Annotated in this window: 32 protein-coding genes; 16 read left to right on the top strand and 16 right to left on the bottom strand. The window is 38.0% G+C overall.

The genetic code is table 11. The features are described from left to right. Positions 1-459: 459 nt before the first annotated feature. From OK414_RS25680 to mnhG, 7 genes are read left to right on the top strand one after another with little or no spacing between them, the layout of a single operon-like run. Positions 460-2,865, top strand: a complete 2,406-nt coding sequence (locus tag OK414_RS25680) for a Na+/H+ antiporter subunit A (protein ID WP_095380232.1) — start codon at positions 460-462, stop codon at positions 2,863-2,865. Next, complete coding sequence (locus OK414_RS25685) at positions 2,862-3,284, top strand: Na(+)/H(+) antiporter subunit B (RefSeq protein ID WP_013085301.1); 423 nt, start codon at positions 2,862-2,864, stop codon at positions 3,282-3,284. The genes OK414_RS25680 and OK414_RS25685 overlap by 4 nt, the downstream gene beginning before the upstream one ends. Next, positions 3,284-3,625 carry a Na(+)/H(+) antiporter subunit C gene (locus OK414_RS25690; RefSeq protein ID WP_013059592.1) on the top strand — a complete coding sequence of 114 codons (342 nt, stop codon included), beginning with the start codon at positions 3,284-3,286 and terminating at the stop codon, positions 3,623-3,625. Before OK414_RS25685 ends, OK414_RS25690 begins: the two co-directional genes overlap by 1 nt. Continuing rightward, on the top strand, positions 3,615-5,099 hold the full coding sequence (locus OK414_RS25695) for a Na+/H+ antiporter subunit D (RefSeq protein ID WP_034648547.1): 1,485 nt from the start codon (positions 3,615-3,617) through the stop codon (positions 5,097-5,099). The genes OK414_RS25690 and OK414_RS25695 overlap by 11 nt, the downstream gene beginning before the upstream one ends. A gap of 6 nt (positions 5,100-5,105) precedes the next feature. Beyond that, positions 5,106-5,582, top strand: a complete 477-nt coding sequence (locus tag OK414_RS25700; protein ID WP_263045904.1) for a Na+/H+ antiporter subunit E — start codon at positions 5,106-5,108, stop codon at positions 5,580-5,582. Then, complete coding sequence (locus OK414_RS25705; protein ID WP_013059595.1) at positions 5,583-5,867, top strand: Na(+)/H(+) antiporter subunit F1; 285 nt, start codon at positions 5,583-5,585, stop codon at positions 5,865-5,867. It begins immediately after the preceding gene. After that, entirely contained in the window at positions 5,851-6,213 is a 363-nt protein-coding gene (gene mnhG / locus OK414_RS25710; RefSeq protein WP_016765801.1) for a monovalent cation/H(+) antiporter subunit G, read from the top strand. Before OK414_RS25705 ends, mnhG begins: the two co-directional genes overlap by 17 nt. Before the next feature lie 44 nt (positions 6,214-6,257). Here mnhG and OK414_RS25715 read toward each other — a convergent pair whose 3' ends face one another. Continuing rightward, complete coding sequence (locus OK414_RS25715) at positions 6,258-7,421, bottom strand: iron-containing alcohol dehydrogenase (RefSeq protein WP_013085305.1); 1,164 nt, start codon at positions 7,419-7,421, stop codon at positions 6,258-6,260. A gap of 220 nt (positions 7,422-7,641) precedes the next feature. Here OK414_RS25715 and OK414_RS25720 point away from each other — a divergent pair, with 220 nt between their 5' ends. Then, the gene (locus tag OK414_RS25720; protein ID WP_013059598.1) at positions 7,642-7,872 is read left to right on the top strand and encodes a DUF378 domain-containing protein; all 231 of its coding nucleotides are present in this window, start codon (positions 7,642-7,644) and stop codon (positions 7,870-7,872) included. A 35-nt stretch (positions 7,873-7,907) separates the two neighbouring features. On the opposite strand, the gene yugI is transcribed toward OK414_RS25720, so the two are convergent. The 3 genes from yugI to OK414_RS25735 form a co-directional block, all read right to left on the bottom strand. Next, positions 7,908-8,309, bottom strand: coding sequence for a S1 domain-containing post-transcriptional regulator GSP13 (gene yugI / locus OK414_RS25725; protein ID WP_013059599.1), 402 nt, complete (start codon positions 8,307-8,309; stop codon positions 7,908-7,910). Between the two features lie 207 nt (positions 8,310-8,516). Then, the gene (locus tag OK414_RS25730; protein WP_016765803.1) at positions 8,517-9,677 is read right to left on the bottom strand and encodes an aminotransferase; all 1,161 of its coding nucleotides are present in this window, start codon (positions 9,675-9,677) and stop codon (positions 8,517-8,519) included. Next, positions 9,677-10,177, bottom strand: a complete 501-nt coding sequence (locus OK414_RS25735) for an Lrp/AsnC family transcriptional regulator (RefSeq protein WP_013085306.1) — start codon at positions 10,175-10,177, stop codon at positions 9,677-9,679. Before OK414_RS25735 ends, OK414_RS25730 begins: the two co-directional genes overlap by 1 nt. A gap of 158 nt (positions 10,178-10,335) precedes the next feature. On the opposite strand from OK414_RS25735, the gene OK414_RS25740 reads away from it, so the two are divergent. Further along, on the top strand, positions 10,336-11,184 hold the full coding sequence (locus tag OK414_RS25740; protein WP_013085307.1) for an alpha/beta fold hydrolase: 849 nt from the start codon (positions 10,336-10,338) through the stop codon (positions 11,182-11,184). 166 nt (positions 11,185-11,350) lie between these two features. Continuing rightward, on the top strand, positions 11,351-12,523 hold the full coding sequence (locus tag OK414_RS25745; protein ID WP_263045905.1) for a MalY/PatB family protein: 1,173 nt from the start codon (positions 11,351-11,353) through the stop codon (positions 12,521-12,523). A gap of 35 nt (positions 12,524-12,558) precedes the next feature. Here the strand turns inward: OK414_RS25745 and OK414_RS25750 are convergent, their stop codons facing one another. Together OK414_RS25750 and OK414_RS25755 are read right to left on the bottom strand one after the other, a co-directional pair. After that, positions 12,559-13,083: a superoxide dismutase family protein gene (locus OK414_RS25750; RefSeq protein ID WP_034648536.1), complete on the bottom strand. Its 525-nt coding sequence runs from the start codon at positions 13,081-13,083 to the stop codon at positions 12,559-12,561. A gap of 103 nt (positions 13,084-13,186) precedes the next feature. Further along, complete coding sequence (locus OK414_RS25755; protein WP_034648533.1) at positions 13,187-13,384, bottom strand: hypothetical protein; 198 nt, start codon at positions 13,382-13,384, stop codon at positions 13,187-13,189. Positions 13,385-13,469: 85 nt separating this feature from the next. Here OK414_RS25755 and OK414_RS25760 point away from each other — a divergent pair, with 85 nt between their 5' ends. Beyond that, positions 13,470-13,850 carry a kinase-associated lipoprotein B gene (locus tag OK414_RS25760; protein ID WP_016765806.1) on the top strand — a complete coding sequence of 127 codons (381 nt, stop codon included), beginning with the start codon at positions 13,470-13,472 and terminating at the stop codon, positions 13,848-13,850. 36 nt (positions 13,851-13,886) lie between these two features. Here OK414_RS25760 and kapD read toward each other — a convergent pair whose 3' ends face one another. Both kapD and OK414_RS25770 read right to left on the bottom strand, forming a co-directional pair. After that, positions 13,887-14,501 carry a 3'-5' exonuclease KapD gene (kapD, locus tag OK414_RS25765; protein WP_013085312.1) on the bottom strand — a complete coding sequence of 205 codons (615 nt, stop codon included), beginning with the start codon at positions 14,499-14,501 and terminating at the stop codon, positions 13,887-13,889. 348 nt (positions 14,502-14,849) lie between these two features. Then, a complete protein-coding gene (locus tag OK414_RS25770) occupies positions 14,850-15,233 on the bottom strand; it encodes a hotdog fold thioesterase (protein WP_013085313.1) in 384 nt (127 codons plus the stop codon). A 106-nt stretch (positions 15,234-15,339) separates the two neighbouring features. On the opposite strand from OK414_RS25770, the gene OK414_RS25775 reads away from it, so the two are divergent. The 3 genes from OK414_RS25775 to OK414_RS25785 all read left to right on the top strand — a co-directional run bounded on the left by OK414_RS25775 (position 15,340) and on the right by OK414_RS25785 (position 16,729). Continuing rightward, positions 15,340-15,708, top strand: a complete 369-nt coding sequence (locus OK414_RS25775; RefSeq protein ID WP_016765807.1) for a hypothetical protein — start codon at positions 15,340-15,342, stop codon at positions 15,706-15,708. Positions 15,709-15,884: 176 nt separating this feature from the next. Continuing rightward, on the top strand, positions 15,885-16,421 hold the full coding sequence (locus OK414_RS25780; protein ID WP_016765808.1) for an HD domain-containing protein: 537 nt from the start codon (positions 15,885-15,887) through the stop codon (positions 16,419-16,421). A gap of 116 nt (positions 16,422-16,537) precedes the next feature. After that, on the top strand, positions 16,538-16,729 hold the full coding sequence (locus OK414_RS25785; protein WP_016765809.1) for a hypothetical protein: 192 nt from the start codon (positions 16,538-16,540) through the stop codon (positions 16,727-16,729). A gap of 50 nt (positions 16,730-16,779) precedes the next feature. Here the strand turns inward: OK414_RS25785 and OK414_RS25790 are convergent, their stop codons facing one another. Beyond that, positions 16,780-18,099 (bottom strand): Na+/H+ antiporter family protein, encoded by a 1,320-nt coding sequence (locus tag OK414_RS25790; protein WP_016765810.1) that lies wholly within the window; start codon positions 18,097-18,099, stop codon positions 16,780-16,782. A 267-nt stretch (positions 18,100-18,366) separates the two neighbouring features. After that, positions 18,367-19,860 carry a leucyl aminopeptidase gene (locus OK414_RS25795; RefSeq protein ID WP_034648527.1) on the bottom strand — a complete coding sequence of 498 codons (1,494 nt, stop codon included), beginning with the start codon at positions 19,858-19,860 and terminating at the stop codon, positions 18,367-18,369. 245 nt (positions 19,861-20,105) lie between these two features. Between OK414_RS25795 and OK414_RS25800 the strand changes: the two genes are divergently transcribed. Further along, a complete protein-coding gene (locus OK414_RS25800; RefSeq protein ID WP_034648525.1) occupies positions 20,106-20,582 on the top strand; it encodes a divergent PAP2 family protein in 477 nt (158 codons plus the stop codon). Between the two features lie 42 nt (positions 20,583-20,624). On the opposite strand, the gene OK414_RS25805 is transcribed toward OK414_RS25800, so the two are convergent. The 3 genes from OK414_RS25805 to OK414_RS25815 all read right to left on the bottom strand — a co-directional run bounded on the left by OK414_RS25805 (position 20,625) and on the right by OK414_RS25815 (position 23,014). Then, positions 20,625-21,272 carry a 3D domain-containing protein gene (locus OK414_RS25805; RefSeq protein ID WP_013085320.1) on the bottom strand — a complete coding sequence of 216 codons (648 nt, stop codon included), beginning with the start codon at positions 21,270-21,272 and terminating at the stop codon, positions 20,625-20,627. A gap of 81 nt (positions 21,273-21,353) precedes the next feature. After that, positions 21,354-21,677: a YuiB family protein gene (locus OK414_RS25810; RefSeq protein ID WP_013059616.1), complete on the bottom strand. Its 324-nt coding sequence runs from the start codon at positions 21,675-21,677 to the stop codon at positions 21,354-21,356. A 122-nt stretch (positions 21,678-21,799) separates the two neighbouring features. Beyond that, the gene (locus tag OK414_RS25815) at positions 21,800-23,014 is read right to left on the bottom strand and encodes an NAD(P)/FAD-dependent oxidoreductase (RefSeq protein WP_013085322.1); all 1,215 of its coding nucleotides are present in this window, start codon (positions 23,012-23,014) and stop codon (positions 21,800-21,802) included. A gap of 492 nt (positions 23,015-23,506) precedes the next feature. Here OK414_RS25815 and OK414_RS25820 point away from each other — a divergent pair, with 492 nt between their 5' ends. After that, positions 23,507-24,499 (top strand): NAD(P)/FAD-dependent oxidoreductase, encoded by a 993-nt coding sequence (locus OK414_RS25820; protein WP_013085323.1) that lies wholly within the window; start codon positions 23,507-23,509, stop codon positions 24,497-24,499. A gap of 27 nt (positions 24,500-24,526) precedes the next feature. Here OK414_RS25820 and OK414_RS25825 read toward each other — a convergent pair whose 3' ends face one another. The 3 genes from OK414_RS25825 to dapF form a co-directional block, all read right to left on the bottom strand. Next, positions 24,527-25,045, bottom strand: coding sequence for a hypothetical protein (locus tag OK414_RS25825; protein WP_263045906.1), 519 nt, complete (start codon positions 25,043-25,045; stop codon positions 24,527-24,529). Between the two features lie 149 nt (positions 25,046-25,194). After that, complete coding sequence (locus tag OK414_RS25830) at positions 25,195-25,560, bottom strand: HesB/IscA family protein (protein ID WP_013059620.1); 366 nt, start codon at positions 25,558-25,560, stop codon at positions 25,195-25,197. 75 nt (positions 25,561-25,635) lie between these two features. Further along, a complete protein-coding gene (gene dapF / locus OK414_RS25835; RefSeq protein ID WP_026106717.1) occupies positions 25,636-26,490 on the bottom strand; it encodes a diaminopimelate epimerase in 855 nt (284 codons plus the stop codon). Positions 26,491-26,589: the final 99 nt, after the last annotated feature.

A 26,589-nucleotide genomic window follows, 5' to 3' on the forward strand; every position in this document is an offset into this window, starting at 1 on the left:
TCGTTTTTTATTTGCTTATTGGGTGGTGCAATATAGTTCATTTCACCTATCTTCACATATTGTCTCGGTTTATAAGAGGCTTTTAAAAGGGAAGAGTCTATTGATATGGAATTTCCAGCTTCGTTTTTAGAAGTGAGCAGCATCCTGTTTTCTTCTTTCATTTCCAAGTGATTATTTAGCACAAATCCACTCATACATAGTGCAGTAAAAATGAGAAAACTGATGGCTATTTGTTTCCTATACATTTCCATCACCTCACTCTTAGAGTGACAATTTCGCATGATTTTTATACGTCGAAAAAAATTTTTTTATGTTTTTTTTATGGATTTTGTGACGAGTTTCTATTTATTTAATAAGCCTTGAAAATTCTGCTGATACTAAGAATTAGCATGGATGCATGCATAATTAAATTATTATATAATCGGTTACAGAATTGAATATCACAAGGAGGTTTGTCTTTTGTCGTGGTTGCACTTGGTGATTTTATCGCCTTTTTTATTAGCCTTTTTTGTCCCGCTTCTGTATAGGAAATTCCAGCGTATTCATACAGGGTGGTTCGTTTTGCCTCTTCCACTTGTGTTGTTCATTTATTTCACACAATATATCAGTGGTGTTTCTAAAGGGGAAAACTACCTACATTCAATGAAATGGATACCTAGTCTGGGTATTAACTTTGATGCTTACGTGGATGGACTCGGTCTTCTATTCTCTCTGTTAATCACCGGAATTGGGACACTTGTTATTCTTTACTCCATTTATTATCTTTCTAAGACAAAAGAAGCGCTGCATTCGTTTTATGTCTATTTGCTTCTTTTTATGGGGTCTATGCTAGGAGTTGTATTATCAGACAATCTAATGAGCCTGTATAGCTTTTGGGAATTAACAAGCCTTTCATCTTTTTTATTGATTGGTTATTGGTACAAACGGGAGAAATCTCAATACGGAGCCTTAAAATCTATGCTTATTACCGTATTCGGAGGACTTTCCCTATTAGCAGGAATTATGCTTTTATACGTCATGACAGGTACTTTCAGCATACGCGAAATTATCTCAAACGTAGATGTAGTCACATCAAGTCATCTATTCATTCCAGCTCTAGTCCTCATTTTATTAGGGGCCTTTACAAAATCTGCTCAGTTTCCTTTTCATATTTGGCTGCCAGATGCAATGGAAGCTCCAACCCCAGTGAGTGCATACCTTCATTCAGCCACAATGGTAAAAGCGGGAATTTATCTTTTAGCAAGACTCAGCCCTGTTTTTGCTATAAGCGCCACTTGGTTTTTTGCTATTTCAATTACAGGACTAATTACACTGTTTTGGGGCTCATTTTCAGCAGTAAAGCAGCAAGATCTGAAAGGGATTTTAGCTTTTTCAACCATTAGTCAGCTCGGGATGATTATGTCACTTATAGGAGTAGGTAGCGCAGCTCTTCACTATGATTTTTTAGACGATAATATCTACTTAGTAGCTCTTACTGCAGCGGTTTTCCATTTGATTAACCACGCTACCTTCAAAGGCAGTTTGTTTATGGTAGTAGGGATTGTCGATCATGAAACAGGCACGCGTGACATTAGAAAGTTAGGCGGGTTAATGAGCTTCATGCCTGTGACATTTACCATTGCTATCATCGGGGGATTTTCAATGGCGGGTCTTCCTCCTTTTAATGGATTCTTAAGTAAAGAGATGTTTTTTACAGGTATGGTAAACGTGACAAAAATGGATATGTATAGCATGCAGACGTGGGGAATTTTGCTGCCTGTCATCGCTTGGTTAGGAAGTATTTTCACTTTCGTCTATAGTATGATTTTTGTCTTTAAAACCTTTACAGGCAAATACCAGCCCGAAAAACTAGAGAAGAAGCCGCATGAAGCACCAGTAGGCATGCTTATTTCACCTGTTATTTTAGCATCACTGGTTGTTATTTTCGGCTTTGCTCCTAACTTATTAGAATCAACCCTTATTGAGCCAACAATGGCCTCTATCGCACCTAGCCTGCTAGCTGAAGGTAAAGAATATCAAGTGCATATTAAATTTTGGCACGGCTTTACGCCAGAATTATTTATGACGCTAGGGGTCATCATATTTGGTGTTTTGTTCTTTATGACGATTCAAAAGTGGTTAAAAATCTACCCACGATTCCCTTCTTCTTTAACGCTTAATAACGGCTATAATTATGGAATTAAAGGGATGGAAAAAGGGTCAACACGTATCATGAAAACATTAATGACAGGATTTATTAGAGACTATCTTTTAATCATTTTTACTTTCATAGGCATTTTACTTCTCGTGACGCTCTTTTCTCAGAATGCCTTTGCGATTGATTTAAAAGATACTGCTTCTATAGGCGTTTATGAGGCCATATTAGCAGTCGTAATGGTTGCAGCTACTATTACAACTTTATTAGCAAAATCACGCCTCACAGCCATTATTTCTCTAGGAGTTGTCGGGTATACGCTCTCTTTATTTTTCGTATTATTCCGAGCTCCTGACTTAGCTTTGACTCAATTAGTGATTGAAACTGTATCCGTATCCCTATTTTTACTATGTTTCTACTACTTGCCCGAGTTTCGGAAGCGAAAAGTAAGGGTGAAGTTTCAGCTGCCAAACTTACTGGTTGCTCTTCTTGTTGGAACGACTGTTACACTGCTTGGCATATCAGCAAACAGTACGAAACTATTTGAATCGATTTCACATTACTTTATTGAAAACAGCTATGAAAAAGCAGGCGGCGAAAACATGGTGAACGTAATCCTTGTTGACTTCCGCGGATTTGATACATTATTTGAAATTACCGTACTTTGTATAGCAGCTCTTGCTATCTATGGCATGATTCGTCTTCGGTTAACAAAGGAGGAAGAAGAGTGAAAAAAAATGATTTGATACTACAAACCACAACGAAAGTAGTCACGTTTATTATTATCATTTTTGCCATTCATCTTTTCTTTGCAGGTCATTATACACCGGGGGGAGGGTTTGTTGGAGGACTTACTACCTCAGCAGCTCTTGTATTACTACTGCTGGCTTTCGATATAAAAACCGTATCGAAAGTCATCCCATTTGATTATAAGAAGGTCGCGGCTTCCGGACTGCTGCTAGCTATTTTAACCGGGCTTGGGTCATTTATTTTCAAAGTCCCATTTCTAACTCACACATATAGCTACTTTAACCTTCCCCTTCTCGGGAAAACATCTTTAGCTACCGTTGTACTGTTTGATCTAGGTGTATATCTAGTAGTTGTTGGTGTTACGATGACCATTATTCAAACGATTGGAGAGAGTGAATAGTGGAAATATTAATGTCCATAGTGGCAGGGATTCTATTCACTGCCGCTGTATATCTCATGTTATCCCGCAGTTTACTGCGAATTATTATTGGAACAGGCTTATTAAGCCACGGTGTTCACCTGTTAATTTTAACGATGGGCGGATTAAAAGGGGGGAGTGTTCCCCTTCTGGGAGAAAAGGCTTCTTCTTATACAGATCCTTTACCTCAAGCTCTAATTTTAACTGCCATTGTCATAAGCTTTGGCGTCACTTCTTTTTTCCTTGTACTAGCGTACAGGGCTTATCAAGAACTCGGAACAGACGATATGGACAAGTTAAGGGGAAATGAACATGACGAGTAATTTTGTAATCATCCCACTGCTTATCCCGTTTGTTGTAGGTGTTGTGCTCATTTTTTTCAAAGACAATATTAAACTTCAAAGGATAATCAGTGTTTTATCATTAATCACCACCACTGCTTTTGCTGCCTATTTAGTACAGTTGGTTCAATCAAAAGGAGTTTTAACTCACGAGCTAGGGAACTGGAAACCTCCTTTTGGAATTATTCTAGTAGCGGACATGTTCGCTTCCCTTCTCGTACTTACTGCTAGTATCGTAACACTATGCTGCGTTCTTTTTGCTTTTCATACAATTGGCGAGAGACGTGAACGCTTTTACTTTTATTCATTTGTGCAGTTTTTATTAGTAGGCGTATTTGGCGCCTTCTTGACAGGTGATATCTTTAACTTATTTGTCTTTTTTGAAGTCATGCTTATGTCTTCATACGCTCTTATTGTAATTGGGGGTACAAAAGCACAGCTTCGAGAGTCTCTTAAGTATATTTTAGTCAATGTCATTTCATCCGCTTTGTTTGTAATTGCTGTTGCTTATTTGTACGCCGTAACAGGAACTCTCAACATGGCAGACCTTTCGCAACGAATTGCAGAGGCTAACCAGCCGGGAATTTTAACAACCATTGGCATGCTTTTATTTATTGTATTTGCATTAAAAGCAGCTTTATTTCCAATGTATTTCTGGCTTCCAGGTTCGTACAGTGCACCTCCACCCGTTATTATCGGATTATTTGGTGCGTTGCTAACAAAAGTAGGAGTTTACTCTATTTTCAGGACTTTCACTTTACTGTTTTATCACCATCCTGAATTCACTCATCAAATTATCGGTTACGTTGCGCTTTTGACTATCGTTGTTGGTGCAGTAGGCGCCATTGCTTATTCAGATGTGAATAAAATTTTAATTTATAACATTATTATTGCTGTCGGAGTCATTGTCTACGGTGTAACTTTAACAACAAAAGCAGGTTTTGAAGGAGCCATTTATTATTTAATTCACGACATGATTATTAAAGCAGCTCTCTTCCTTCTTGCTGGAAGCATCATTCGAATAACTGGAACAACAAAATTAAAGAAAATGGGCGGGTTAATTAAAGACTATCCGCTGCTTGGCTGGATGTTTTTTATCGCTACTATTTCGTTGGCAGGAATTCCTCCCCTAAGCGGCTTTATTGGAAAATTCCTTTTAGTTCAAGGCGGTTTAGAATCAGAGAGCTACACGTTTGTAGGAGTTTTACTAGCTTCAAGCCTGCTCGTTTTATATTCTGCCATTAAGATTTTCATGAGCTGCTTCTGGGGTGAACCTACGCTTTCTTCTGAGCATGAAAAAGTATCTCTTAAAGGTATTCTATACCCATCCGCTATCTTACTTGCTGTTTCTGTCTTTTTAGGACTAGGTGCAGAAGCTGTTATTCCTTATGTGTCGACAGCCGCTCAAACGCTTATGGATCCTTCAATTTATATCCAATCGGTGTTAAAGGAGTAGATCTGCATGTCATTTCAACTATTATTAAACGTAATCATTGCATTCACATGGATGTTTTTGAGAGGGATTTGGACACTACCTTCTTTTATTATAGGATTTTTCTGGGGAGCGGTACTGCTGTTTGTTTTCCGCCGTTTTTTTCACAGACGTTTTTACTTGCATAAAGTGTATGCGATCATTAAGCTGCTGTTTATTTTCATACGAGAATTATTCAAAGCCAATATTGCAGTTACTAAAGACATATTGCGCCCTAAATTAAATATTCAGCCAGCCATCTTTGCAATGCCAACCCGTCTGGAGAGTGAATGGGAAATTACCATTCTTTCTCTTTTAATTACGCTAACGCCAGGCACACTAGTAATGGATGTATCAGATGATAATTCTACTATCTATATTCATGCAATCAATACAGACGATATTGATGACATTATTACAGATATTCAGCAAACATTCGAAAAAGCTATTATGGAGGTGAGTCGTTAAATGCTCGATATTTTTTTAAACGTTTCGCTCATTCTCATTTCTGCTTCAACTATTGGGTTTGTTTACCGAGTGGTAAAAGGTCCGTCAACCGCTGATCGAGCAATGGCCCTTGATGCTATTGGAATTAACATCATTGCTATCACGGCCATCATCTCGATTATCTTTCGAACCCAGGCTTTTTTCGAAGTCATTTTACTGCTAGGCATCATAGCCTTTGTAGGTACCGTTGCTTTTTCTAAGTTTTTAGAGAAAGGAGAAGTGATTGAATATGAACGTGATCAGTGAAATCATTGTAGGAGCTTTGGTACTAATAGGGTCTCTTCTGACAGTGGTGACCATGATTGGGCTTATTCGCTTGCCTGATACGTATACAAGAAGTCACGCTGCCTCCAAAAGTGCTACCTTAGGCGTCCTGTTTATATTAGTGGGCTGCTTACTCTACTTTTGGATTGACACTGGCCATATTAGTGCACGGTTAATTTTAGCGATTGTCTTTGTGTTTATCACCTCTCCTATTGCTGGACATTTACTAGGAAGAGCGGCTTATTACAGCAGAGTTCCCCTTTCTGATAAAACCGTTCGGGATGATTTGAAAACCAAACAGCAGAAAAAGCTTACCCATCATGAATAGAAAAAAACGCCGTGCGGTTTGCACGGCGTTTTTTATCGAAAATCTTATAAAGAAGCGCGTAGGATTGCTAGTACATCTTCTTTGTTTAATTTTTTGAATTTACCAAATTCACCTTTAGCCATCGCACGATCAGCCATAAGATCTAATTTGTCTTCACCAATATCATAATCTGCTAAGCGAGTTGGTGCACCTAGGCTTGACCAGAATTCACGAAGCTTATCAACACCTTCAAGTGCTACTTCTTTATCCGTCTTGCCTTCCGTATCTACGTTAAATACGCGTACAGCTACTTGCTTGAAGCGATCTACGTTCTCATCCATTACGTGTTTCATCCAGTTCGGGAATAAAATTGCGAGTCCACCCGCATGAGGAATGTCATATACAGCTGATACCGCATGCTCAATATTATGAGTAGCCCAATCGCCTTGGTGTCCCATTTGTAACATACCGTTTAATGCGATTGTCCCATTGTATAAAATCGTTTCACGTAACTCGTAGTTCTCTAAGTCGTTTAATAATTTTGGTCCCGTTTCAATAACCGTTTGCAGTACTCCTTCACACATGCGATCTTGAAGCGGCGTATTTGTTGCAGCATGGAAATACTGTTCAAATACGTGGCTCATCATGTCGACCATGCCATAAACTGTTTGATTTTTTGGTACAGTAAATGTATTAACGGGATCTAAAATAGAGAATTGAGGGAATGTTGCCGGGCTGCCCCAGCCGTATTTTTCTTGTGTTTCCCAATTTGTAATAACAGAACCAGCATTCATTTCTGAACCTGTTGCCGCTAATGTTAGCACTGTTCCAAATGGAAGAGCTTCAGCTGCGAATACGTCGCGGTTAATGATGTCCCATACGTCTCCATCATATTTTGCGCCTGCTGCGATTGCTTTTGTACAATCGATTACGCTTCCTCCACCTACTGCAAGTAAAAATTCAATACCGTTTTCTTTACAAATATCGATTCCTTTTCGAACAGTTGTCAGACGAGGATTCGGCTCTACTCCCGCTAACTCATGTACCTCTGCATTCATGTCATTCAGTACATCCATTACTTGATCGTATAAACCGCTGCGTTTTACGCTTCCTCCGCCGTATACTAATAATATCTTTTTACCAAAGCGACTTGCTTCTGTTTTTAATTGCTCTAATTGACCTTTACCAAAAATTAATTTTGTAGGGTTATAAAATGTAAAATTGTTCACTATAAACTCCTCCTTACGAGCTTGATTACATGCATCATTATGAAGAACAACTTTTTGATTGTAAAGAAAATTGACTTCCTAAAGATTATTCCCTGTTGGCTAGATGCTCACCCCATCCAAATGAACGTTTATTTGTCTGTATCTTCCAAAAGCAAATATGCATATTTCCCTCTAAAAAAAGCAGGCTAATAAGTGAACTACAAAACAAGGAGGGTTCATCATGAGTGGTATTCAACGTATTGCGCTCGTATTAACGATTATTGGAGCAATTAACTGGGGACTTATTGGCTTTTTTCAATTTGATTTAGTAGCAGCAATCTTCGGCGGTCAAACATCTGCTTTCTCCCGCATTATTTATGGATTGGTTGGAATCGCAGGACTGATTAACTTAGGTCTATTATTTAAACCTTCTGCTGAAGTAGAGCGTACAGAACCTAGAACGGAACATTAAAAAAGAAGGATAGCTCAGCTATCCTTCTTTTTTTCTTATTTCTTAATTAGATCTTCGCGGTTTGATTGCTCAATCCACTCTTCTAATTTTTCTTTTAATGTGTTGAATCCTTGAGTAGATTCAGTATGAACTGTTGCTTGACCTTGACGCTTTTTAGCAGGTTTTTTAGGTGCAGAAGCTTCAGTTTTTTCTGGAGCTGGCTCAGTTGCACGAATAGATAAACCAATTTTACCAGTTGACTCATCAACAGATAAAACTTTAACGTTTACTTCGTCTCCTACTGATAAATGTTCGTTAATATCTTTAACGAAGCCATGTTTTACTTCTGAGATATGAACTAATCCTTGAGTTTCTTCATTTAATGCAACGAATGCACCGTATGGTTGAATTCCTGTTACTTTACCTTTTGTAACAGTACCGATTTCAAATTTTGACATATAAACACTCCTAGATACCTTATTATTTTCATCACTATAGCCAATTTAAAATTATAGCACAGTTCATAGATTGAATCAAAAAGTAGTTATACTATATTTATTATTTACCAATTTCGTCACAAATATAAACTAACACTACATTTCATCATAGCAAAAAAGATATTATATCAAACCGTCTATACGATATGACATAATATCTTATTTTTATTATAACTTATTTTCAACAAAACGGCTAATCCGTTTTATGGATTCTTCTAATGATTCCATTGAAGAGGCGTATGAACAGCGAATATGTCCCTCTCCGCCTTTTCCAAATACATTGCCTGGCACCACAGCTACTCGCTCTTCAAGCAAAAGCTGCTCAGCGAATTCTTCCGATGACAATCCCGTTTTCTTGACAGAGGGGAACACATAAAACGCTCCTCCGGGAGAATGGCATTCCAGACCAATTTGGTTTAATGACTTTACCATATAGTTTCGTCTTCTGCGATAGCTTTTTCTCATCTCTTCTACGTCATGCTGCCCATTTTGTAGTGCTTCAATTGCCCCATATTGTGCCATGGTAGGCGCACACATCATTGTATACTGATGAATTTTCAGCATTGCTTTCGCAATCTCAGTTGGTGCACATATGTACCCAAGACGCCATCCAGTCATAGCAAACCCTTTAGAAAAGCCAGAAATAATAATAGTTCGTTCTTTCATTCCTTCTAAAGAAGCAATAGATGTAAATTCTTCATCATATGTTAATTCTGCATATATTTCATCCGTGATAACAAGCAAGTCATGCTTGATTACAATATCCGCAATAGCCTGCAGCTCTTCTTTAGATAGTGAACTTCCTGTTGGATTATTAGGAGAGCATAAAAGAAGAGCTTTCGTGTTGCTTGTAATGACTTCTTCAATCTGTCTAGGCTGCAGTTTAAACTCTGTTTCTGCCGTTGTTTCAATTGCCACAGGAACTCCTCCTGCTAGTGAAATTAACGGGCTGTAAGACACAAAGTTTGGCTCCACGACAATAATCTCATCTTCAGGGTTAATCAAAGCCCTCATTGTAATGTCTAAAGCCTGACTTCCTCCAACGGTCACGATAATATCATCTTTATAATCATACGAGACGTTAAAATTTCTTTTCATATACTTCATAATTTCAAAGCGGAGCTCTAAAAGCCCCGCATTTGCCGTATAAGAGGTATACCCTCTTTCCAACGATAAAATACTCGCTTCTCGAACAGCCCAAGATGTGACAAAATCAGGTTCACCTACTCCAAGAGAAATGACGTTATCCATACTTGCTGCTAAATCAAAAAAGCGGCGAATACCTGAAGGTTTCAGCTGTTGTACAGTTGTTGACAAGCGCTCTTTCATTACGGAGACACCACGATTCTGCGATCTTCATCGCCTTGGTCGTAGATGGTACCATCGTGCTTGTATTTTTTCATGATAAAGTGAGTCGTCGTAGATAAAACAGAGTCTAGCGTAGAAAGCTTTTCAGAAACAAAAAATGCTACTTCAGACATTGATTTTTCTTCAATAATAACAGACAAATCATATGCTCCTGACATTAGGTACACGGATTTCACTTCTTGAAAACGATAGATGCGCTCCGCAATCTCATCAAAGCCTACTCCTCGCTTTGGTGCAACTTTTACATCTATCATAGCGGTGACGCCCTCATGTCCATCTACTCGTCTCCAGTTAATATCAGCTGAATATTGCACAATTACTTTTTCTCTCTCTAGCTTTTTAACAATATTAGAGGTTTCGTCAAACGTTAAATCCACCATTTTTGAAATACTATCTATTGAAATACGGCTATTTTTTTCTAGAATTTCTAAAATTTCTAACTCTTTTTCTTCTAAGAACACCGCGTTCCCCTCCTACACCGATTAAATTTTTTCACTTTTTCCATTATATCAAATTTAAACACATCTTTATTGTGAAATCTATACCGGTAATTGAGTTTCATTTTATAGATTGCTGGAAATTAGGACAGACTAGAAAGAAAAAGATGGAGTGAAACAAATTGACTGAATCTAAAATTACTTGCCACCAGCGTACTTTTAATGGAGTCAATGTTTACTACGAATGTCATAACTATCACCCTGATAAACCAGCTATTGTATTTATTCACGGCTTTTTATCATCGAGTTTTAGCTTTCGGCGTTTAATTCCTTTATTTGAAGATACGTTTTCTATCATTACGCTGGATCTTCCGCCATTTGGGCGAAGTGAAAAATCGTTAACCTTTCAATACTCGTATAAAAACTTAGCCAAAATTGTCATCGAGTTGATTGAATATTTAAACTTGAAAGATGTTGTACTATCGGGACACTCAATGGGAGGACAGGTTTGTTTAAACGTAGCAAAATTAAAGCCTTCTTGCGTATCAAAACTTGTTCTTCTGTGCAGCTCAGCTTATTTAGGCCCTTCACATTATGGGTTGGTCATGTCTTCTTATGTTCCATTCTTTTATCTGTGGGTAAAAACGTGGCTGTCTCGCAAAGGTGTATTAGGCAACTTGCAAAATGTCGTATTTGATCATCAGTTAATCGACGAAGAAATGATTGATGGCTATACTGAACCATTTTTGGATGACCGTACGTTTATGGCTTTAACAAGAATGATTCGTGATCGAGAAGGAGACCTATCCTCAAAGGATTTGCAGCACATAAAAAAACCAAGTTTACTCATTTGGGGAGAAGAAGACCGAGTTGTCCCTTTACATCTCGGACGTAAGTTAAAAGATGATTTAACAGACTCTACCTTTATCTCTTTAAAGGAAATTGGACACCTTTTACCAGAAGAGTGTCCCGACATTGTGCAGTCTCATATGGTCGATTTCTTGTACGATGAACAAGCCCTGTCTCAATAATGATGGGGCGAGTTCGTATATGTCACAAGAAGCGCTAACTTTAATAAAAAATTTAGTAGTGGCGCTTCAACAATTTTCCATTTTCTTTATTAACTTCACGAGTTAACTTCGTTGACAAACGTATTAAAAATAATCAAACTATTGTATTAAAAAGGGGGTACTTTTATTGTCTACTTATTCTTTTGATCAATTAATTAACCGTACAGGTACGCAGTCCGTAAAGTGGGACAAAACTGATCTTGTTTTTGGAGCAAAAGATGTTCTGCCTTTTTGGGTAGCTGATATGGATTTCCAAGCGCCGCCTAATGTTCTTCAAACCATTAATGAGCGTGTCAAACACGGTATTTTCGGCTACACTTCCCCTACTGAATCTACGGCGAATGCTTTATCATCTTGGGTAGAAAAAAAGCATCAGTGGACCATTGATCATGAATGGATTACATACAGTCCAGGAGTTGTGTTTGCCCTGAGTATGGCTATTCAAGCATTTACGGAACCCGGAGATTCAATTTTAATTCAGCCTCCCGTCTATACTCCATTTTTTAACATGATAAAGGTAAATGATCGAGAAGTTGTTGAAAATCCGTTGAAACTTGCAGGCGATAAATACGAAATTGATTTTGCAGATTTAGAGAAAAAATTTGCAGAAGGCGTAAAATTAATGATTCTTTGCAGCCCTCATAATCCAGTAGGACGCGTGTGGACAAAAGAAGAACTGAAGAAACTTGCTGATCTTTGTGAAAAATACAATGTATTAATTATTTCAGATGAAATCCATTCTGATCTAATTTACCAGCCTTATAAACATATTCCCATCAGCATGGTGAGTGAAGATGCAGCCAATCGAACCATTACGTGTATAGCCCCTAGCAAAACATTTAATATACCGGGACTTCAGGCTTCAGCTGTTATTATTCCAAATGAGAAACTGCGCACACAGTATGTTCAGCAGCAGCAAAAGCAAGGGTTTTCTAATTTAAACACATTTGGAATCATTGGATTAGAAGCAGCTTACAGCGAAGGTGGAGAATGGCTAGAAGCACTGCTTGTGTACCTGAAGAAAAATGTAGATCTCGTGACGCGTTTTATAAGTGAAAACTTGCCTGAACTGCGAGTGGTTCAGCCAGAAGGAACTTATTTACTATGGATTGACTGCAACAAGCTGCACTTATCTGAAGAAGAATTACATGAACGCTTATTAAAAAAAGGCAAAATCGCCGTAGAAAAAGGCGAAAAATACAGCTCCACATATGGAAAAGGTTTTATCCGCTTGAACATTGGCTGTTCACATGAACAACTTCAAGAAGGATTAAATCGCTTAAAAATAGCTTTAACGTAAAAAACAGCGTTCTTTCTCACGAAAGAACGCTGTTTTTAATGTTTTTTTGAAATAATTCCACACGCGATTCGCTTTCCAGAATTACCTGATGGCTCTGTCATTCCGTCATCACCTTGTTCGGTAATAACAAGGGAGGAACCATCCATACGCTTAACGAGAGATGTCTTTCCTTCTTTTAACGTGACTTGAGGAACCATATCCGTTCCTTTATACGTCTGATCGTCTTCTACCACAATATTTTTCATATCGCCTAAATGCGGTCCTTTTGGATTTAACAGTCCGTGTTTCTTTTTATCAGGATCAAGGTGATTTCCTGCACTTTTAAAGTTAGGAGCTTTGCAAATTCCCATTTCATGAATATGTACGCCGTGTTCCCCAGGTGGAAGTCCGCTTAAATCGTAAGTAAACTCAATTCCATCAGCCTGCTCTTTCAACTTGACTGTACCGATGCTATCTCCATCTGCGTTATAGAATTTGACTTCTTTATTGGATATTTCTTTTTCCATACACCCCGTTAACAAGAAAAAAGGCACGGTTCCAATGAGTAGTAGTTTTTTCATGTTGCCCTCCAATCGCATATGCACTAGCGAAAGTTTTAGATGTCTTTCCATAGATTGTCCAGCAACATATCATTTTAAACGCTTACATTTTATTTGCATTTCATTAGAGTGACTTCTTATTTTCTTGTTCTTTCAGCTTTGCTTCTAATTCCTTCGTTTTTTCTTCTTCTTTTTTAGACACCTTGATGATGAACCGCCAGACTGCAACTGCTGCTAGTACAAAAATCGCCATTGTAGCAAAAGCAGGAATATATTCTGTTTTATCTTCCGGAAAATAAAGCAAAAACATTAAATTCATCATGTACAACATCCTTTCATAGAAACGGTAGTGGGTTTTGATTTATACTGTTTATAATAAACACTTTACTTAAAGGAGATCTGGCAATATGACATTTACAATTGGTCAAACCGTTACGGCACTTTATAAAACCGGGAAATACATCGGTGAAATTACACAAGTTCGAGATCTGCATTATGTTGTACGAATTCAAGCTGTGTTGAAGCACCCAGAACAAGGTGACTTACATAATCCTGGACAAGTGGACGTACCTTTTTTTCACGAGCGAAAAGCACTTGCTTTTCGAGAGCAGGCAAACATTCCTCAAAAAATGGTTCATCTCTATGAAGACAGCGTTCCTGATTATAAGCATTCACTAAAAAAAGCCCTTGAATTAAAGATAGCTGAACAACAAGGCAAAGATAGCGCTTTTGCTCAAGCAAGTATTTCCTGTTTAGAAGAGTTAAAAAAAGAGTACGGTATTCATTAAGCAAAAAGCCAAATTCACATAGAAGTGATTTGGCTTTTATAATGCAAATTTATTTAATACTTTTGAAAAATCGATTCGATCTCCTATGGTCGTTGGCTCCGGCTTTTGAAGGTACCTCTTATCTTTTTCTACAAGCTTAAAGATGTTGAGTGTAGTCATCGCATCATCAAGCGCGCAGTGGTGCTTTCCAGTTCCTTCTTTACCATACTCTTGCACAGCTTTCCAAAGGCCGGTTTGATTTTGATCTCCAAAAAAGCGCTTATACTCCATCGAAAGATCAATTTCTTTACCTGTAAAAGGAAAAGGCACCTTATTTTTTTGACAGCACTGCCTTAATACTTTCATATCCATGTTCCCCCATGTAATAATCGTGCTGTTTTTATACATGCCCAGTCGCTGTACAAGCTGCTCTAGCGTAATTCCTTCATTTACTTGATTTTGTTCGATATGGAGAAATGATTTACAGCGCTCAGTTAATTTTGTAAAGTGTGTAGGCTGTACGTAAGAGGAGAAACGATCAATGATTTCTTGATTTTTAACAAACACCAAACCAACTTCAATGATTTCCGGAAAAAAGCCTTTTGGAAAACCTTTATACTCTGGCATTGTAAATTCAAAATCAATGAATAAATACTGAGAGTTCTTATCCAATATTATCACCCCTTTGTAAAATAAACCGCCCTACTATATTAATGCTATTATAGCACGATTGAACAATCGGAAGGTCTATTTTCTGTTCTTATTTTTAATATTATGAATATTCTAGTTGCTGAATAAAAAGAATACTTTACTACTACTATATTCTAGAGCATGTCTCTATGCGCAGGGTAACTGTCACGAATAGACATAATTTCGCTTCTTTTTTTTACCTATTTTTTCACTTTTTTATGTATCCGCTCTTCCCAATTCTCTTTAAGCTCTCACATCAGTGTGTGAGGCGGCTCCCTCCCGACTCCAAAAGCATACCTCACACCTTTTTAGACTAAGCCTTTCTTATATTTAAGCTTTAGGCAGAATAGCAAGCGTGCATCGGGATATACAGATTAAATTCTCTTCTTCATCTTGAATTTTCACTTCCCAAACCGCTGTTTTTTTTCCTTTATGTAAAGGAACGCCTATAGCTGTAACGATTCCGTCTTTTTTCCCTTTGATATGATTGGCATTAATCTCTAAACCCACGCAGATTTCTTTTTCAATATCTACACTTTTAATAGCACCTAGACTAGCCACAGTTTCGGCTAACGCCACCGATGCTCCTCCGTGCAAAAGCCCGAATGGCTGACGCGTTCGCTCATCAACAGGCATCGTCGCTTCCACTCTCTGTTCACTTGCGCTAATAATCTCAATTCCTAATGCTTCTAACAGCGTATCTTTTGTTTTCATATCCATACCTCCCTTTGTATCTAGTATACAATAACGGTTTTGCTACAACATATACGAACCCTCTACATATACATAATAAAAATCCGTTTTTTAGGAGGATTCTTATATGAAACCATTTGCTCCCTTGTCTTACTATTGGCCATCGTACTACATGCCTCACCCTTATACATACAGGGTACCTAGCTTACCTGAGGCGGACATAGCGACTTTCCAGCAATCTCTTAAAGTGATTCCCTCTACCATGCAAAGCGCCACCATATTTATTCAAAGAGCTAATACTTCGCCAGCTTTAATAAAAAAAATAAAAGCTGCTGCTCAAGAATCTAAAATGAGTGAAGTAAAAAGACTCATTCTTTCAACGGGCGTTAAGGCAAAAATTGATGTTTTTTATACGCCAGACTATATTAAAATTACGTTTATTCATCCCGATAACCAATTTAACTGCTGTCACGTTTCGTTAAATATTAAATGGTAAAACACAAGGAAAAAAGTCTTATTTTCTTTTAAAAAAGATGTACATGTTGTTTTGTTTCGAATATTATAATATATGCCATTTTTGGATGTAAAAACAAATTACACGATAATTGTATTTAGGAAATAAATATGATATTGTATTTGGAAATATATTTTTTCTTTAGGAGGGATGACATGATGAGACATGTTACACTAGTAGAAATTTTCACGCATCCTATCGCTCAAAAATATTTAACTCGATCTGGCGTTGCGCATGCTGTATCCGTCGCCTATCATGCTTTTCGTCTATCTGTCCAGCATAATGTAAACCCCGATTTAGCTACAAAAGCAGCGCTGCTTCATGATATTGGCCACTACGAATGGTACACAAATGGTCAGTGGGATTATGAGAAGTATCGTCAAAATGATATTCACGCTATTAAAGGTGCTGAACGTGCACATAAATTACTCATTCGTTTAGGTGAGGAACCTCAGGCAGCAAAAGAAATTGCCTTAGCTATTTTACTACACACAGACTCATATTTACCTGAAGGAACCATTCAACAACGCCCTCTTCAAAAAGTAGTCAAACTAGCTGATGAAGCTGATGAAGAGCCAGGCGGCAAACACCATTACCGTGAAATGGAATATAATTTGGCTGTAAAGAAAATTAAGGAGCTTGATAAGAAAGTGCTTGAAATTCTACATTCCAACCAATTTAAACAGTTAGGCTGACAGGATTAACTCCTTTCATAAGAGTTAATCCTTTTTATTATTTCTCCTCATAATTCCCTGCAAATTACTCATACTACTTATTGATTCTCATTTTTGGTTAGTTAGGAGGAAGAAGAATGTCTAAAAACGCTAGAGGTTACGTGCAGGATTCTTGTACGTCATTAAATCAGGCAAAAGCAAGCCTTGAACAAGCTCTTCAAACAGTAGAGAAAGATTCAAATCGTGAACGTATTGAGCAATCTCTTCAGGCTGTAGAGCAAGCATTAGGAACTTGTGACAGCACTGCTTCTACTCTTTCTCAAGCATGAAAAAAAGCAGCCGGTTTTGATCGGCTGCTTTTTTCATTATAGACCTCTATTTACAAGATAACCGAGGCAATCCATCCAAAAATAATGAGTGGAATGTTATAGTGAAGAAAAGTTGGTACACACGTATCCCAAATATGATCATGCTGACGATCGACTGCTAATCCAGATGTGGGTCCAAGCGTACTGTCGGAAGCTGGTGAACCAGCGTCTCCAAGCGCTCCTGCTGTACCAACAATACAAATCGTCGCTATTGGACTCATACCAAGTTCTAAGCAAAGAGGAACAAAAATCGTCGCGATAATTGGAATGGTAGAGAAAGAAGAACCAATGCCCATTGTGACTAAAAGCCCGATGACAAGCATAAGAAATGCCCCCAGCATTTGGTTTCCGCCAATAAGAGCAACAGAATCTTTTACAAGCGCTTCTACGTCTCCAGTTTCTTGAAGAACTTTTGCAAAACCAGAGGCTGACAGCATAACGAATCCAATGAAAGCCATCATTCTCATTCCGTTTGTTAATACTGGATCTGCTTCACTCCACTTCAAAGCTCCGCTGAAGTAAAGTACAACAATTCCTGCCAGCGCTCCAAAAATCATAGAATCCACTAAGAGCTGCACAGTTAAAGCTGCTACAATCGCAACCAAAGCTATAATAATGCCTCTTGTTGTATAACCTGTACTCTCTTCTGCACCTTGATCAATGTCAATGTCTTCATACCGACGTGGTTTGCGGTATGAAATAAAAACAGCAAACAATAAGCCCGCTATCATTCCTAAAGCTGGCAGAGCCATCGCTGCGGTAATATCTCCTTTATCAATCGTTAGTCCACTTTCTTTGATGTTAGTAAATAAAATATCGTGATAAATCTTACCGAATCCTGCGGGCAAATACATATAAGGTGTAACCAGTCCAAACGTAATAACGGTTGCGACTAATCGGCGATCGATTTTTAACTGATTAAATACTTTTAATAGAGGTGGAATTAAAAGCGGAATAAATGCAATGTGAACCGGAATAACGTTTTGAGAAAAACATGAAATAATAAGGATGATCAATAAGATCAGTACTTTTGACAGTGACTTCTTTTTCGTTTCTCCTTCTTTCCCTACTATTTTTAACGCTAGTTGAACAACGGCATCAGGCAGCCCTGTCCGCGAAACAGCCATTGCAAATCCTCCAAGCAAAGCATAGCTTAATGCAACAGAAGCACTGTTTCCAAGACCATCTGTATATATACTTACTGTATCTGTGAGGCTGATACCGCCAACAAGTCCTCCAATTAACGCTCCGACTGCTAAAGAAAAGACAACGTTGATACGCAATAAGCTCAAAATCAGCATCACGAGCACAGCTATTAATACTGCATTCATTTTGAAACCTCCATTTTTCTTTTTACTTTATCTCATTAAAACATTAGAGAGATAAACAACATGTTCATTATATTAGGTATAGAAAAAAAGTCAATCGTCTTACTAAATAAACGTTTGTTTAACTTCTCTACACCCTTAACGATATAAGGATTTTTCTAAATAATCTTTTCTTACTAAAAAGAAAAAACATTATGTAAACATATTAAAAAAGAAGCATCATCGATGCTTCTTTTTACGTTTCTTTCTATCCCTGCTATACTTTTTTCATTAATTGGCTTCAAATGAACAAACCATTGCAGCTAGTGTTCGCACCATCACGCCTGTTGCACCTGAAGGTCCTAACTCATGAGAAGCAGCGGATGTTGCAGTTCCAGCAATATCCAAGTGAACCCATGGTGTTTGCTCTGCAAACTCACCAATAAAGGTTCCTGCCATAATTGCGTGCCCCTCTCGTCCAGGAGAGTTATTTAAATCTGCTACCTTACTTCCCCGAACACGCTTTTTGTCTCGTTCTGTAATAGGCAGCTCCCAAATCGGTTCGCCTGTCTCAATGCTCGCTTTTTCTATTTTCTGCAATAAAGCAGAATCATTCGTCATTGCCCCCGTTGTATGTGTACCAAGAGCTACAATTACACCACCCGTTAATGTCGCCACGTCTACTAAATAATTTGCTCCGTGGTGTTTGGCATAGGAGATACCATCAGCTAACGCTAAACGCCCTTCAGCATCTGTATTCAGTACTTCTATTGTCTTTCCATTCATTGCTGTAATTACGTCATCTGGCTTAAAAGCACGTGCGCTAATAACGTTGTCAGTTGATGGAATGACAGCTACTACGTTTTGATGAGGTTTTAATTCTCCAATCGCTTCCATTGCACCAAGAACAGATGCAGCTCCGCCCATATCTGTTTTCATACCTACAATCCCGTCTTTAGATTTAATAGAGTAACCACCTGTGTCAAAGGTAATCCCTTTTCCTACTAACCCAATAACGTCCTCCCATTTTTCTTTTCCTTGATATTTCAGCACAATCATTTTAGGAGGCTCTGCGGAACCTTGATTAACTGCTAACAGTGCGCCCATTCCCAATGTTTCCATCTCTTCTTTTTCTAAAATTTCATATTCAAAACCATATGTATGTGCCATTTCTACTGCATAATTAGCTAAATCTGTAGCCGTTAGCATATTGCTTGGTAAGTTAACAAGGGTGCGCGCTGAGTTTGTTGCTTTTCCATACGTATATCCAACCAAAGCAGATTGTACAACGTCTTTATAAAAAGAAAACAGTTGAATTTTCTCCAGCTGCTTATCAGGTTCGTTTGATTTCTTTTTGTAGTTTTCAAACTCGTACATAGCAAGCTGTTGAGCTTCTCCTAATAAAGCTGCAGTTTCTTGCTCTGGCCACGCTCCTGTATCAAATGTAGGAAGGGCGACCGATGCGTTTGAAATCTTCGCTTCTTTTAACTTTTTAAATAACAGCCCAAAGCTCTCTTTGAGCCCATTTTTAGTTAACGCTTGCTTTCGTCCGAGCCCTACAAAATAAAGACGTTTTGCTCCTAATTTTCCTAGTGTATGAATCGTTGATATACGTTTTTCTTGTACACGTATATCCCCTTCTTTAATCAAATGAATCAGCTGTCCACCTAAAGCTTCATCAATTTCTTTTAGAAGGCCTTCAAACTGTTGGTTTTGATTAAATAACCCAATTACGAGCGCTTCTGTTTGATGATCAACACCAAATGTTTCTACATGCGAAAACATAAAATTCCTCCCTTTTACGTATAGAGATTTTATTTTTATTTATCATCTGCTTTGTTTAATCTATTCAGCAAGTGGAATATATATCATATTCACCACTGTTTTCATCTATATACATATGATAGCAGAAATACAATTTTTAATCACAGTTCAAAAACCTTAGTTTCACACATATACTTTCATCTACCGCTTTTTTCATCATATGGGTTTAGCTTTTCAGACATTTTAAGTTGAGGGAGGACGTCTCAATGGAGTTATTCTCAAATTTTCCACTTTGGAGTTCATTAATCGCTATTTTCTTTGCTCAATTTATTAAGATTCCCCTTTCTTTTGTAGCTACTAAGAAAATAGACGGCAGCTTATTTTTTAGTACGGGAGGTATGCCAAGCTCTCACTCCGCAGCAGTAACTTCCTTAGCCACTGCCATTGGGCTAGCAGAAGGTCTTAAATCCCCTATTTTTGCTCTCTCCGCTATTTTTGCCATTATTGTCATGTTCGATGCTAAAGGAGTAAGAAGACACGCAGGAGAGCAAGCAACGGTTTTAAATCGTTTAGTTGAAGACTTTCAGCGCGCGGTAAAAGAGGCAAAGCTGTGGACGACCAATGAAGAAGACGAAAAACAAGTGAAGCTAAAAGAGCTGCTTGGACATAAGCCTATCGAAGTTTTCTTTGGAGCCTTAACAGGGATAGCAGTTGCTTTTGTAACGTATTATATATGGCCATAAAACATAAGAAAACACATGAAGAGTTCTTCATGTGTTTCTCGTTTATTTTACCTGCTGGCGAAAAACCTGCATCGACTTCTTTTCATTCAGCATCGTTAACTCTTCTTCAGTTAAGCGGCCGTCCCCTGATTTCACTACATAGACGTTTAATTCTTTTTTACCCCATATGTTGTACACATCGGAAACAGTCTCAAAATATAAATCAAGATGATTGCCTTTAATAGCCCCACCTTTATCTGCTACCACTCCATAGCCATAGCCCGGAATAAACAAGATCGTGCCGATTGGAAATATGGTTAAATCAGCAGCGATGGTTGAATACAAGTCACGTTTTACTTTAACGCCCGAATATGTAATACCGTACCCTGGATGATTGGGATTTTTCCCAGTTGATTCGTAACCAGCTGTGTAACCCGTAGCCAATACATTCTTCGTTGGATAACGCGACCAATCAAATGCTTCTTCAATCGTCAGACGCTCTTTGTCATTGCTAGCCGCTTCAGCTCTTAGTGGTTTTAGAAATGATGGCAAGAGCCTTTCATTCATTAGAGGATGCCCTGTACTGTTTATAAAAGGCATATATTTGATGACTGTGGTTATTGGGACGCCAGTAATTGCTTCATATGTTGTAAACAGCGCTCCGACCAGTAGTAGGCACATAATGAATCGCTTTGCTATTTTTCCAATCATTGTGATTTCCACAACTCCTCTCACGAATCTATTTGTTTCCAACATAAAAACAAATTATTCGTTTGCGAGAAGAATTTACATTTAAAACATTTGGTACCCTCTTGTTCGTAAAGATTTAATGGTAATGCCTGAAGCTAGTGCACCTATAAAACCAGCCATTAAAATCGCAATGTCAGCTGTGGCTAAAGATAGCACTTTTGTCCCTAGCTGCTGAAAGGAGTGAGCGGGATGTTGAATGTAATCAACCGCTCTTACATCATCAATAATAAAAATAAAAATCACGGGATAAATAATGGCCATAATCCAAGACATGCGAAGCAGCATATTCAATAAGAAACCGATTCCAAAAAACAAAACAAAAAACAACAAGATGGAGATAATTAGTACAGGCACACTCATTTCCATTGCTTTTCGCCTCCGTTATTCTTTATACTCTCAGTTTACTTAAGAGTAATGAAGGCGTCAATCACAGAAAAGTAAGTTAATACCAAAAAAGCAAAAGGCTTAAAGACCTTTTGCTTTTTGTTTTAAAAGAAATTAAATTTTCCTTTTTTCAATACAAGACCTGCTCCGCCTTGAAGGAAAAGCGAGCGATTATCAACAACTTTTTTCATAAAAGATGCGCTTGAACCAAATAGTTTCCGACCGTATACAACGCCAATTGCGTCATCATGCCCTAACGAACATACCGTTCCTTTAATATCTGGTTTGAACTCGCTTAATTCTTTTTGACCTTTCATCAAACGGCTAATATTTTCAGCGCAGGTACCGCCTTGCTGCATAGCAATTTGAGCTGTTGGCGGATAAGGACGTTCTGTTTCAGGGTTAATCATTAGTGAACAATCTCCAATAACAAACACATCTTCATGCCCTGGTGCCAGCAAGCTATTGCTTACTTTTACACGTCCGCGCATGTTCTCAAATCCAGCTTTTTCAATCACATGACTGCCTCGAACACCCGCAGCCCATACAACTGTTGCTGATTTGATTTCTTCTACTTGGTCATCTTTTGATACAACAATTCCTTCTTCTGTACACTCTTTAATCGCTGTTCCGATCTTGAACTCGATTCCTTTTCGTTCTAGTTGTGTTACCGCATATTCTACAAGTTCTGGATCAAAACCTGGCAAAGCCGTAGGCGCTGCTTCTACACAAATAACGCGTACTTTTTCACGCGGAATATCAAACTCTTTGCAAAGTTGAGGGACTCGATTTGCTAATTCTCCCACAAATTCAATGCCGGTAAAGCCAGCACCCCCAACAATAATGGTCAGAAGTTCGTCTCTTTTTTCCACTTCATTGTTGTACGTCGCAAACACATAATCAATATGCTCACGAATTTGACGTGCTGCATTAATGCTCGTAATGGTAAATGCATGTTCTTTTAAACCTTTAATTCCGAAAGTTTCTGCTTCATACCCTAAAGCAACAACTAAATAATCGTACGTTAGCTCACTGTTTTCAAGAAGAACACGCTTTTCATCTAACTTAATATCTACGACCGTGTCTTTGATAAATGTAACCTTATTTGTGTTAATTAAATTTTTAACAGGAACACGAGAGCGATCTTGATGAATTGTACCTGCTGATACTTCATGAAGCCATGTCGTTTCGTAATGGTAATCGTTTTTATTTACCAAAACAATTTCCGCATCACTAGCACCTAGCTTCTTTTGTAAATTAACAATGGTCATAATGCCGCCATACCCGGCACCCAAAATGACGATTTTAGGCTTTTTCATAGGAATGTCATCCACCTTTTTTAGTTATAGTCACAAGTATGTCTTACAAATATAATGATAAGAGCAATTTTATTTAGTTTGCTTTTTTATGTTAGTTTGAGCAAGAACGATCATCGCTATCCATTTATTATTCACATAAAAAAACAATGTGAATCACTTCACGTTCTTTTTTAAAAAAATACATTTTTTCTTTTTTAAAAAAATGTAAGCGTAAGTCCTAGCTTGATTTACACAAACATCTTATGCTTTTTTAATCGGTTTTTCAACCCTTCACTTTGTATTTACAAGCTTTTTAATTTTCAATTACTTTCCTGTATACCCAGTTTTATATTTGACCAAAACGCGTGTTTATGTTAATGATTACAAATACTGCTCTTTAAGTTGAGAAAGTTTCTCAAACATTCCAGCGTGTTTTAATGATATTTTATAATTTACTATGCTATCATAAAGTAGAATATGCATTGGCACAGAACAATCTAGAGGTGATTATAAATGAAAGAAGATAAACAAGTATATGATATTACCATCATCGGAGGCGGCCCTACAGGCTTATTTACAGCATTTTATGGCGGTATGCGTCAAGCGAGCGTAAAAATTATTGAAAGCTTACCACAGCTTGGTGGACAGCTTTCTGCTTTATATCCTGAAAAATATATCTATGACGTAGCTGGTTTTCCAAAAGTACGCGCTCAAGAATTAGTCAATAACCTAAAAGAGCAAATGGATCAATTTAAACCTGCAGTTGCACTAGAGCAAGCCGTAGAAAAGGTAGAAAAACAAGCGGACGGCGTATTTCGATTAACTACTAATTCTGAAGTTCACTATTCAAAAACAATTATTATTACGGCTGGAAACGGTGCATTTAAGCCCCGTAAAATCGAGCTAGAAAACGCAGAACAGTTCGAGCAAACGAACCTTCATTATTTTGTGGATGATATGAATAAATTCAAAGGCCGCAAAGTATTAGTATGCGGGGGCGGGGATTCTGCTGTAGACTGGTCTCTTATGTTAGAGCCGATCGCAGAAAAAGTAACGTTAACGCATCGCCGAGACAAGTTCCGCGCTCATGAACACAGCGTAGAAAACTTGCATAATTCATCAGTTGATATTAAAACACCGTATGTACCGGTTGAATTTGTTGGAGATGACCGTATTACACAAGTTGTGTTAGAAAACACAAAAGGTGAAGAAAAGACAGTAGTAGACGTAGATGATGTTATTGTAAACTTTGGATTTGTTTCTTCTCTAGGTCCAATTAAAGAATGGGACTTAGATTTAGAAAAAAATGCAATTGTTGTTAACTCAAAGCAAGAAACAAACATTCCTGGCATCTATGCAGCAGGTGATGTCTGCACATATGATGGAAAAGTAAAACTCATCGTGGCAGGATTTGGCGAAGGTCCCACTGCCGTTAATAACGCTAAAGCATACATTGATCCAAAGGCTCGCTTACAGCCTATGCACAGTACGTCAATGTTCTCATAAAAAAAGCAGGCGAGAGCCTGCTTTTTTTCATTGCTGGATTGGTGTAACCATTCGATGAATGATTTCACTCATCATTTCCGCATCACTGCTTATTAAACAGATTTCATAAAAGGAATGGTTTCCTTCTTGACTAGTTACGCTCATCCTGTAGGTCTTCAAACCTTCGAGCTTGCTTAAATATTTTACTACCTCTGATTGACCGGCAATACGTTCAATCAGCAGAATATGCTCTCCTTCAACTGCTCCGTAGCTTTCAGCCAGAGATGCGTTAGCATTTTCATAATAGCGAATGTAAGGTTCAGAATGGTTAAGAGGCGCAGAGGACGAGTTTTGATGACAGGCTTCACCTGAGGAAAAAGGCAAATGCTGAACAAATAAATACGATTCACTAAAATGAATACTTTTTACATCCTTAGACTCCATTTTGCTACTTTCAAGTTTTAACCAGTTTATAAACCCCTTCCATAGAATAGGCAGGGTATTTTTTTTACGAAAACTTCCGTAACCTCCTACTTGTTCCGCGTCGTAACGAGGCGCATCTATCAAATCCGTTCATCTCCTCTTTTTTATTGAGTATAAAAAAGACTGATTATTCAGTCAACATATTTGACAGATGATGTAACATACAAAAATTTCTCACTAAAAAAGCTTTCTTCACCAGATGATGTGAAGAAAGCTTCTTGATAAAAATATATTTAGCACTCTTCAGGAGCACCTGCGTTGCTTGCTGTACGGAAAGAAGAGCCGCAGCCGCATGCTGCAATGGCGTTTGGGTTATCAATTGTAAACCCTCCGCCTAGCATAGATTGCTTGTAATCAATTTTTACATCTTTTAAAATTGGAGCACTTTCGCTATCTACAAGAATCTTAATGCCATGTTGTTCAAACAGCGTATCGTTTTCATTTACTTCGTGAGCAAAACCCATGCCGTAAGAAAGACCTGAACAGCCTCCTCCATTTACATTAACACGTAAATAAGCATTTTCTTCTTCATGTTCTTTCATCATATCTTTTATTTGAAAGCTTGCAGCTTCTGTAATTGTTAGGATATCCTGACTCATTTTTAAACAGACCTCCTTTTTTGTTTAGTATACGACGAAATGTCTGCGACGACAAATCGTCTGCTTCTTCATTTTTTAATAATAATACGCGCCGTCACAAATCACATTGGCTGGACCTGTCATTAATACATTGCCTTTATTTTGCCAAACAATCGTTAAATCTCCTCCAGCGAGGTGTACGACAGTAGGAACATCTTTTTTCGTCTTCTCATTTAATACAGACGAAACAACAGCAGCACATGCTCCGGTTCCACATGCTTGAGTGATACCCGAACCTCTTTCCCATACACGAAAATTCAGCTCTCTTTCGTTCACTACCTCGACAAATTCAACGTTCACTCCTTCTGGAAAACGCGAATCTTTTTCAACCACAGGCCCTAATGTAGTAAGAGGCGCTTGTTCAATATTATTTACGTAAAAGACAACGTGAGGATTTCCCATTGATACAGCCGTCCCTTTTAACCGTTCTTTTCCAAATTCCATCTCTTCATTAACGACTTGGTCTTGGCTTGCTCCCGTCATTGGAATTTGTTCTCTAGCTAAAATAGGTGCTCCCATATCGATTGTCACTTCTGGAACTTCATTTCCCTGCGGATGCACCGTTGCTTCTACAACTCCAGAAAGCGTTTCGATAAAAAATCTTTCGCTTGTTACTAAATTATGTTCATATGCATATTTAGCTACACATCTTAAACCGTTTCCGCAGTTTTTTGCTTCCGAGCCGTCATTATTAAATACGCGCATTTTCACATCTGCACGTTCAGATGGACAAATAAGAATCATTCCATCCGATCCAATTCCCGTATGAACATTTGAGACTTTTACAGCAAGCGGTGCTAACTCTTGCTCTTCTATATGTTCTTCAAACATATTTACGTAGATATAGTTGTTGCCAAGTGCATGCATTTTTGTAAACTGAAATTTTTTCATATTATCACCCATTATTTTTTTATGTAGCTCTAGTATAAAGTGATTCTCTTTTGTACACAATAATATCATCCCCCGTTTTTTTAGCTCCTTAATCATAAA

The organism is Priestia sp. JV24 (assembly GCF_025910025.1).
GTDB classification, from domain to species: domain Bacteria; phylum Bacillota; class Bacilli; order Bacillales; family Bacillaceae_H; genus Priestia; species Priestia megaterium.